At 75.6% G+C, this 8347-nt stretch carries 6 protein-coding genes; 4 read left to right on the plus strand and 2 right to left on the minus strand.

Features of this window, described 5'->3' with window-relative positions:
• Positions 1-67: 67 nt before the first annotated feature.
• The 3 genes from ACI8AK_RS21700 (at position 68) to ACI8AK_RS21710 (ending at position 3416) form a co-directional block, all read left to right on the plus strand.
• On the plus strand, positions 68-1513 hold the full coding sequence (locus tag ACI8AK_RS21700) for an APC family permease (protein WP_456957971.1): 1446 nt from the start codon (positions 68-70) through the stop codon (positions 1511-1513).
• The gene (locus ACI8AK_RS21705; protein ID WP_387984957.1) at positions 1510-2532 is read left to right on the plus strand and encodes an acetamidase/formamidase family protein; all 1023 of its coding nucleotides are present in this window, start codon (positions 1510-1512) and stop codon (positions 2530-2532) included. Before ACI8AK_RS21700 ends, ACI8AK_RS21705 begins: the two co-directional genes overlap by 4 nt.
• Before the next feature lie 101 nt (positions 2533-2633).
• Positions 2634-3416: an esterase/lipase family protein gene (locus ACI8AK_RS21710; RefSeq protein ID WP_456957973.1), complete on the plus strand. Its 783-nt coding sequence runs from the start codon at positions 2634-2636 to the stop codon at positions 3414-3416.
• Here ACI8AK_RS21710 and ACI8AK_RS21715 read toward each other — a convergent pair.
• Positions 3386-4984 (minus strand): FAD-dependent oxidoreductase, encoded by a 1599-nt coding sequence (locus tag ACI8AK_RS21715; RefSeq protein WP_456957975.1) that lies wholly within the window; start codon positions 4982-4984, stop codon positions 3386-3388. The genes ACI8AK_RS21710 and ACI8AK_RS21715 overlap by 31 nt on opposite strands.
• Before the next feature lie 59 nt (positions 4985-5043).
• Here ACI8AK_RS21715 and ACI8AK_RS21720 point away from each other — a divergent pair, with 59 nt between their 5' ends.
• Positions 5044-5637 carry a helix-turn-helix domain-containing protein gene (locus ACI8AK_RS21720; protein ID WP_387984966.1) on the plus strand — a complete coding sequence of 198 codons (594 nt, stop codon included), beginning with the start codon at positions 5044-5046 and terminating at the stop codon, positions 5635-5637.
• A 22-nt stretch (positions 5638-5659) separates the two neighbouring features.
• Here ACI8AK_RS21720 and ACI8AK_RS21725 read toward each other — a convergent pair whose 3' ends face one another.
• Positions 5660-8212, minus strand: coding sequence for a putative bifunctional diguanylate cyclase/phosphodiesterase (locus tag ACI8AK_RS21725; protein ID WP_387984968.1), 2553 nt, complete (start codon positions 8210-8212; stop codon positions 5660-5662).
• Positions 8213-8347 lie beyond the last annotated feature (135 nt).

Genomic DNA, 8347 nt, shown 5'->3' on the forward strand with positions numbered 1-8347 from the left:
TTCCGATCGGAAGCAACGGGGCCTACCCTCCCCGCGTCCGGCCCCGAGCCGGCCGAGAGGAGGAGTCGTGACCGACCCCCGCACCACCCCGTCCGCGCACGCCACCGGGAGCACCGGTGCCGGCGCGGTCCCGGCAGCCGGAGCCGCCGGCGTCGAGGAGTTCGGCTACCGCCAGGAGCTCAAGCGCTCGCTGACGTTCACCGACCTGCTGGTCTACGGCCTGGTCTTCATGGTGCCGATCGCGCCGTTCGGCATCTTCGGCAGCGTCTTCCAGGGCTCCGGCGGCATGGTCGCCCTCGCCTACGCGATCGGCGGGCTGGCGATGGCCTTCACCGCGGCGTCGTACTCGCAGATGTCCCGGGCGTTCCCGATGGCCGGCTCGGTCTACACCTACGCCGGCCGCGGCATCGCCCAGCCGGTCGGCTTCATCGCGGGCTGGATGATCCTGCTCGACTACGTGCTGGTCCCGGCGCTGCTCTACCTCATCGCCGCGATCGCCATGAACTCGATCGTCACGTCGATCCCGGTGTGGGTCTGGCTGATCGGCTTCGTCGTCCTCAACACCGCCGTCAACTACTTCGGCATCGAGTTCACCGCGCGGGTCAACAAGATCATGCTGGTGGCCGAGCTGATCGTGCTCGCGATCTTCCTGGTCATCGGCGTCGTCGCGCTGGCCTCCGGCGAGGGCCGCGGCTTCGACTTCACGCCGATCTACAACAGCGACACGTTCTCGCTGGAGCTGGTCTTCGGCGCGGTGTCGATCGCGGTGCTGAGCTTCCTCGGCTTCGACGGCATCTCCACCCTCGCGGAGGAGAACCGCGACTCGGCCCGCTCGATCGGCAAGGCGATGATCGCCGCGCTCGCGCTGGCCGGGACGCTGTTCATCGTCCAGACCTGGGTCGCCGCGCTGCTGGTGCCCGACCCCGACATCCTCATCGCCGAGGGCGACGCCGCGGGCACCGCGTTCTACGACGCCGCGGAGGTGGCCGGCGGCGCCTGGCTGGGCACCCTGACCGCCGTGGCGACGGCGATCGCTTGGGGCTTCGCCAACTCGCTGGTGGCCCAGGCGGCCACCTCGCGGCTGCTGTTCGCGATGGCGCGTGACCGCCAGCTGCCCGGCTTCCTGCGCAAGGTGCACCCGACCCGCCGCGTGCCGGTCAACGCCACCCTCCTCGTCGCGGCCGTCTCCCTCGTGCTCGGCCTGTACATGGAGCAGCGCGAGGACGGCATCACGCTGCTGTCCACCCTGGTCAACTTCGGCGCGCTGTCGGCCTTCCTGCTGCTGCACGTCGCCGTGGTCGTGCACTTCGTCGGTCGCCTCAAGAGCCGCAACTGGTGGCTGCACCTGGCGGTGCCGGTCCTCGGGTTCGGCATCCTGGCCTACGTCGTCTACAACGCCCAGGTCGCCGCCCAGGAGCTCGGCTTCGTGTGGCTGGCCATCGGCGTGGTGCTGATGATCGTCCTGATCGCCACGGGCCGGAGGCCCGAGATCCGAGCGGAGGAGAGACTGTGACGGCGTCCCTCGAGGTCGTCTCCCTGGAGCCGACCCCCGACCAGCTGCGCTACTCCTTCGGCGGCGGTGAGCCGCTGCTCACCGTGGCGCCGGGCACGGTGGTCGAGCTGACCACCGAGGACTGCTACGGCGGCAAGGTGCGCAGCGTCGAGGACCTGCCGAGCCAGGTGTGCCACTTCCCCTTCCTCAACCCGGTGAGCGGGCCGATCGCGGTCGAGGGGGCCGAGCCCGGGGACACCCTGGCGGTGCACCTGGTCGACGTCGCGCCGGCGCGCGACTGGGCGGTATCCAGCACGTTCCCGCACTTCGGCGCGCTGACCACCACCCACTCGACGGCGATGCTGCACGAGCCGCTCGAGGAGCTGGTCTGGCTCTACGAGGTCGACCGCGAGCGGGGCACCTGCCTGTTCCGCCCCCGCCGCGGCGGGCCGGAGGTGGAGCTCCCGCTCGACCCGATGCACGGCACGATCGGCGTCGCGCCGGCCGCGGGCGAGGTGTTCGCCAGCATCACGCCCGGCGCGCACGGCGGGAACATGGACACCCCCGAGGTGCGGGCCGGCACGACCGTCTACTTCGGCGTCAACGTGCCCGGCGGGATGCTCTCCCTCGGCGACGGGCACTGCCGGCAGGGCGAGGGCGAGGTCTGCGGCACCGCGGTCGAGTCGGCGATGCGCACGGTCGTCGTCGTCGACCTGGTCAAGGGCGGCGGGCCCGCCTGGCCGCGGTTGGAGACCGACGAGTTCCTCATGTCGACCGGGTCGGTGCGGCCGCTGGAGGACGCCTACCGGATCAGTCAGCACGACCTGGTGACCTGGGCGGCCGAGCTCGCCGGCTGGGACGAGCTCGACGCCCTGCAGCTGGTCAGCCAGGCGGGGCTGGCGCCGGCGGGCAACGTCGTCGACACCAACTACACGATGGTGGCCAAGCTGGCGAAGCGGTACCTGCCCGGCGCGGTCGCCGCCGACGGCGTGCACGAGCGGCTGCGCGCCACCGCGGCGGCCTACCTGCAGGAGCGCTGACCCCGCGCCCGGGACCCGCCTTTCGCGCGCGGAAGGCGAGTCCCGGGCGCCCGGCCGGGTAGCGGTGTCGCAGACCCGCCACCGCCGTCGGAGGGACGACCGTGACCGACGCCCCGAACAGCCCGGAAGCCCGCCGCCGCCTGCTCGCCGCCACCGAGCCCGTGCGGGCGGCGGCCAGCGCCGGCGCGCTCGCGCTGACCTACCCCCTGCTGCGCGGCGCACCCCGCGGCGAGCCGCACGGGGTGCTCGTGCTGCCCGGCCTGATGGCCTCCGACGTCTCCACCGCGACGCTGCGCCGCTGGCTGCGCGGCCTGGGCTACCCGGTGGTCGGCTGGGAGCTCGGCCGCAACCGCGGCCCCACCAAGGAGATCACCGACGAGCTGCCCCGGCTGGTGCAGCGGCTGGCCGACCAGCACGCCGGCCCGGTGAGCATCGTCGGGCAGAGCCTGGGCGGCATCTACGCCCGGCGGCTGGCGCTGCGCGTGCCGCGCCTGGTCCGCCAGGTGATCAGCCTCGGCTCGCCGTTCGGGCTGGCCGGCGGCCCGCCCGACGACACCCCCGGCGCCCGCGCCTACGCCCGCTACCGCCACCTGCACGCGGTGCCGCGCGGCCGGGGCGGCCTCACCGGCGGCCTGCCGGTCCCGAGCACCGCGGTGTACTCGCGCTGGGACGGCGTCGTCGACTGGCGGGCCTGCCGGCAGACGCCCGGGCCGCGCGCGGAGAACGTCGGCGTGCACGCCAGCCACCTCGGCATGGGCCACGACCCGGCGGTGCTGTGGCTGGTGGCCGACCGCCTGGCCCAGACCCGCGACGGCTGGCGGCCGTTCACCCCGCCGGCCCGGCTGCGGCTGCTCTACACGAGCGAGGACGACGTCACCGGCTGACGGCGTCGCGCCCGCAGCACCGCGTCGGCGGCGTGCGCCGATCCGTGCTCGTGCCCGCGCGCCGCGCGCGGCCGCGCCTCGGCCACCTGGACCTCCCAGTCGCCGGGGTCGAGCACCGCGGCCATCTGCCCGCCGGTGGCGTACCAGTCGGGCAGGCCCGGCCGCTGGATGCCGTGGGCGACGTCGCTGCCGTCGTGCATGGTCACCAGCAGCGTGCCGCCGGGCGCCACCGCCGACGCCAGCGTCCGCAGCACGGCGTCGCGGGTGCCGGGCGGGAAGTGCAGGAACGAGGCGGTCACCAGGTCCCACCGCTCCTCGCCGGGCTGCCACGAGGAGACGTCGACCTCGCGGGTCTCGAGCGACACCCCGGCCGCCTCGGCCGCCGCGGCCGCCCGGTCGAGCGCGGTGCGGGAGAGGTCGAGCGCGGTCACCGTCCAGCCGCGGCGGGCCAGCCAGACGGCGTCGCCGCCCTCGCCGGCGCCGGCGTCCAGCGCGCGGCCCGGCGGCAGGTCGGCGGCCTCGGTGGCCAGGACGTCGTTGACCCGGCCGCTCCACACGCCGGAGTCGTGCGTGCGGTAGCGCTCCTCCCACCACTGCGCGCCGTACTCCGGGTCGCTCATCGCCCGGATGACGTCGACGGCGGCCCGGGTGTCCTCGGCGACCAGGTCCGCGTTGATCTGCGCGCCGGCCCCCAGCCCGGCCGCCGCGGCGCCGATCACCTGGGCGCTCGGGTCCGCGACGTTGCCGGCCGCCCACACGCCGGGCACCGCGGTGGCGCCGCGGGCGTCGACCGGCACGTGCGAGCCGACGACCGCCTCTCCCATCCGGAACGGCTGGGTCTCCAGCCCCAGCCCGGCAAGCACGGCCGAGCGGGCGGTGAACCGCGGGGCCACGACGACGGCGGCGCGCGGCACCACCTCGCCGCCGGCCAGCCGGACACCGGTGAGCCGGCCGCCCTCGGTCTCCAGCGCCGCGACCTCGCCGCGCACCACGCGGACGCCGCGCGCGGCCAGCGCCTCGGCGGTGGCGTCGTCCGGCTCGGGCGCGGTGTGCAGGAAGAACACGACGTCGGCGCTCCACTGCCGCCACATCTGGGCCTGGTGCAGCGACATCGGGCCGGTGGCGACCACCCCGACCGCTCGGTCGCGCACCTCCCAGCCGTGGCAGTAGGGACAGTGCAGGACGTCGGTGCCCCAGAGCTCGCGCACCCCCGGGATGTCGGGCAGCTCGTCGGTCAGGCCGGTGGTGACCAGCAGCCGCCGCGCGCCGAGGACCCGCCCGGAGGCGAGCTCCACGGTGAAGGCGCCGGCCGCCCCGCCGACCGCGGTGACCGTGCCGTCGACCAGCACCCCGCCGTAGCCCGCCACCTCGGCCCGCCCGGCGGCGAGCAGGTCGGCCGGGGGCGTGCCGTCGCGGCCCAGGTAGTTGTGCATCTCGTGCGCCGGCGCGTTGCGCGGCGTCCCCTCGTCGACGACGGCGACCGAGCGCCGCGCCCGCCCCAGGGCGAGGGCGCCGGACAGGCCCGCCGCTCCCCCGCCGATGACCACCACGTCGTACGTCTCGTCCATACCGCCCACGGTGCACCCGCCGTCGCGGATCAGGCAAACCCCTTTGCCATACTGGCAACGTGACCGATCCCGACGCGGACCTCGACGCCGTCCTCGACGCGGTGGGCCCGCGGCTGCGCGACCTGCGCCGGCAGCGCGGCGCGACGCTGACCCAGCTGTCCGAGGACACCGGCATCTCGGTGTCCACGCTGTCCCGGCTGGAGTCGGGGCAGCGCCGGCCCACCCTGGAGCTGCTGCTGCCGCTGGCCCGCGCCCACCAGGTGCCGCTCGACGAGCTGGTCGACGCCCCCGAGACCGGCGACCCCCGGGTGCGGCTGAAGCCGATCACCCGGCACGGCGCCACGTTCATCCCGCTCACCCGCCGCCCCGGCGGCCTGCAGGCCTACAAGCTGGTGCTGCCGCCGCGCCGGGGCGGGGAGCCGGGCGAGCAGCGCTCGCACGAGGGGTGGGAGTGGGTCTACGTGCTGTCGGGCCGGCTGCGGCTGCTGCTCGGCGACACCGACGTCGTCCTCTCCGCCGGTGAGGCGGCCGAGTTCGACACGCGCACGCCGCACTGGCTGGGCAACGCCGACGACCGGCCCACCGAGGTGCTCGCCCTCTTCGGCCCGCAGGGCGAGCGCGTGCACGTGCGCGCCGCACCCCGCGGCCGCTGAGCGCTGGACGGGCCCCGGCGGGTCAGACGGCGCGGAGCACCGCCGGAGCGACGGGCCGGAGCCGCAGCCAGGGCAGCAGCTCGGCGGCGGGCATGGGCCGACTCAGGTGCCAGCCCTGGACCAGGTCACAGCCCATCTCGCGCAGCAGCTCCCAGGTGGCGGCGTCCTCCACACCCTCGGCCACCACCTCCAGCCCCAGGTGCCGCCCGAGATCGGTGACGGCGCGGACGATCGCCACGTCCTCGGAGCCGTTCTGCAGTCCCGTCACGAAGCTGCGGTCGATCTTCACCTCGTGCACGGGGAGCCGCTTGAGGTAGGAGAGCGAGGAGTACCCGGTGCCGAAGTCGTCGACCGACAGCCGCACCCCCAGGTCGCGCAACTGGTGCAGCAGCGCGATGGCACGGGCGGGATCGGCCATGACCGAGCCCTCCGTCACCTCCAGGGTGAGCCGTCCCGCGGGCACGCCGTACCGCGCGAGCAGCCGGGCGACCTCGTCGACGAGGTCGGCGTCGTGCAGGCTGCGCGCGGACAGGTTGACCGCGATGCCGAGGTCGTGGCCCGCGGCCCGCCAGGCCGCGCAGGCGGCCAGCGACCGGTCGAGGACGCGGGTGGTCAGCGCGCCGATCAGACCCGTGCGCTCGGCGATCGGCACGAACTCCTCCGGGGAGATCCGCCCCGTCTCCGGGTGGTCCCAGCGGACGAGCGCCTCGACGCTGACGACCTCGCCGGTGGTCGTCCGCGCCTGCGGTTGCACGTGCACCTCGATGCCGCCGGTCGCCAGTGCGGTGCGCAGCTCCGAGACCAGCGCGAGCCGGCGCGGGTCGCCGGTGTCCAGGTCGGGCGCGTAGACGCGCAGGCCGCGTGCGGTGCCCTTGGCGTCGTACATCGCGACGTCGGCCCGCTTGAGCAGGCCGGCGGGGTCGGTGGCGTGTGCCGGCGCCAGGGCGATGCCCAGCGACCCACCGACCTCGACCTCGAGGCCGTCGAGGGCCACGGGCTGCTCGAGGGCCCGCAGCAGCCGCCGGCCGAGCCGGACGGCACGGTCCTCGTCGGCGGTGTCGGTCACCAGGACGGCGAACTCGTCGCCGCCCAGCCGGGTGACCGTGCCCGCCTCGCCGACCGCGGACACCAGCCGGGCGGCCACCTCGACCAGGAGGGCGTCGCCCTGCTGGTGGCCGAGCGTGTCGTTGACCTCCTTGAAGCCGTCGAGGTCGAGGATCATCACCACCGCGCCGGCGGAGCGGCCGTCACGGACGTCGTCGAGCGCGGGGGCGAGCCGGCGCTGCAGGAACGCGCGGTTGGGGAGTCCGGTGAGGGCGTCGTGCAGGGCGTCGTGCCGGAGCCTGTCGACCAGCTCGCCGTTCTGCAGCGCGACGCTGGCGTGGTTGGCGACGGTCTCGAGGAGAAGCACGTCCGACTCGTCGAAGGTCCGCACGTCGCCGAGCCGGTCGGTGACGACGAGGACGCCGACCGTGCCGGCCCCGCCGCGCAGGGGAACGGCGATCGCCTCGTGGGCGGCGCGGGCGGCCAGCCATGCGCGCGCCGGGGTGTGCCGGGTCGTCCGCGGCAGGAGCTGGGCCTCGTCGCCGCCGACCACCGCCTGCAGCAGCCACTCGTCCACGGGTGTCCGTGGCTCCTCCGACCGCGAGAGCCGGCCCGAGGGCCCCAGCAGGACGCGGGCGACCTGCCCGCCGCCCGGGGCGGGGAAGACCACCTCGGCGCGCTCGGCCTTGAGCAGCTCACGTGCCTCGCCGAGGACGTTGCCCAGGACCACGTCGATCTCGGGCGAGCTGGTCACCGCCTGGGTGAAGCGGTAGAGCCGCTCGAGGTTGAGGTGCCGGTCGCTGAGGGCGGCGTAGGCGCGGTAGGCGGCCAGCAGCCCCGCGGCGGCCAGCAGCAGGAGGACGGCGCTGCGGACGTCGGCCGCCAGGCTGGTGACGGCCACGAGGGCGACGGCCACCACCATCGGCGCGACCGCCTGCCCGGTCACCGCCTCGCGGGCCAGCGCCGCGGGCCGCAGCCCGCCCTCGAACACGGCGATCACCAGGCCGATGGCCACGATGCCCACGGCGTTGGCCAGCAGGGCCGCGAGGAGCGCGGCCAGCCACAGCAGGGGGCTCCCCTCCCCCAGGTGACCGACGGCGCCGAAGACGAGGACCGCGATCCCCGTCTCGGCCCCGGCGAGCGCGAGGTTGAAGGTGGTCTTGAGCGGTGCTGACCGGCGGTGGAACAGCAGCACCGCCGCCGACCCCACGAGGCGCCCGGCCAGCAGGGGGAGCGGGCCGGCGAAGAAGAGGCCGAGCACGAGGGGGAACTCGCTGACGGCGACCGTCTGGGCCTCGCGCTTGACCTGGATGTGCAGCACGGTGGCCTCGGTGGCCGCGAAGCCGAGGGCCAGGACCCACCACGGGAGGGACAGCCCGCCGTGCGGGCCGGTGTGCAGGGCCGGGGCCACGGGCGCCGCCCACAGCGCGAGGCCGGTCAGTGCGACGAGCGCGGTCGTGATGCCCAGCACCCACAGCGTGGGCCGGGACGGGCGCCGCCCCGCGTGCCCGCCGGTCTCCTGGTCGTCCACGTGTCGTCTCCTCGGTGGGGGTTCCTCCCCCACGACGACGGCAGGGGGGGGGGGGGGGGGGGGGGGGGGGGGGGGGGGGGGGGGGGGGGGGCGGGGGGGGGGGGGGGGGGGGGGGGGGGGGGGGGGGGGGGGGGG

It is taken from the genome of Geodermatophilus sp. SYSU D00867 (assembly GCF_054050315.1).

What these genes read in the sequence shown, in the direction of transcription:
- ACI8AK_RS21715 (WP_456957975.1), bottom strand. Translation starts at nt 4,984, where the DNA reads ATGGACGAGACGTACGACGTGGTGGTCATCGGCGGGGGAGCGGCGGGC.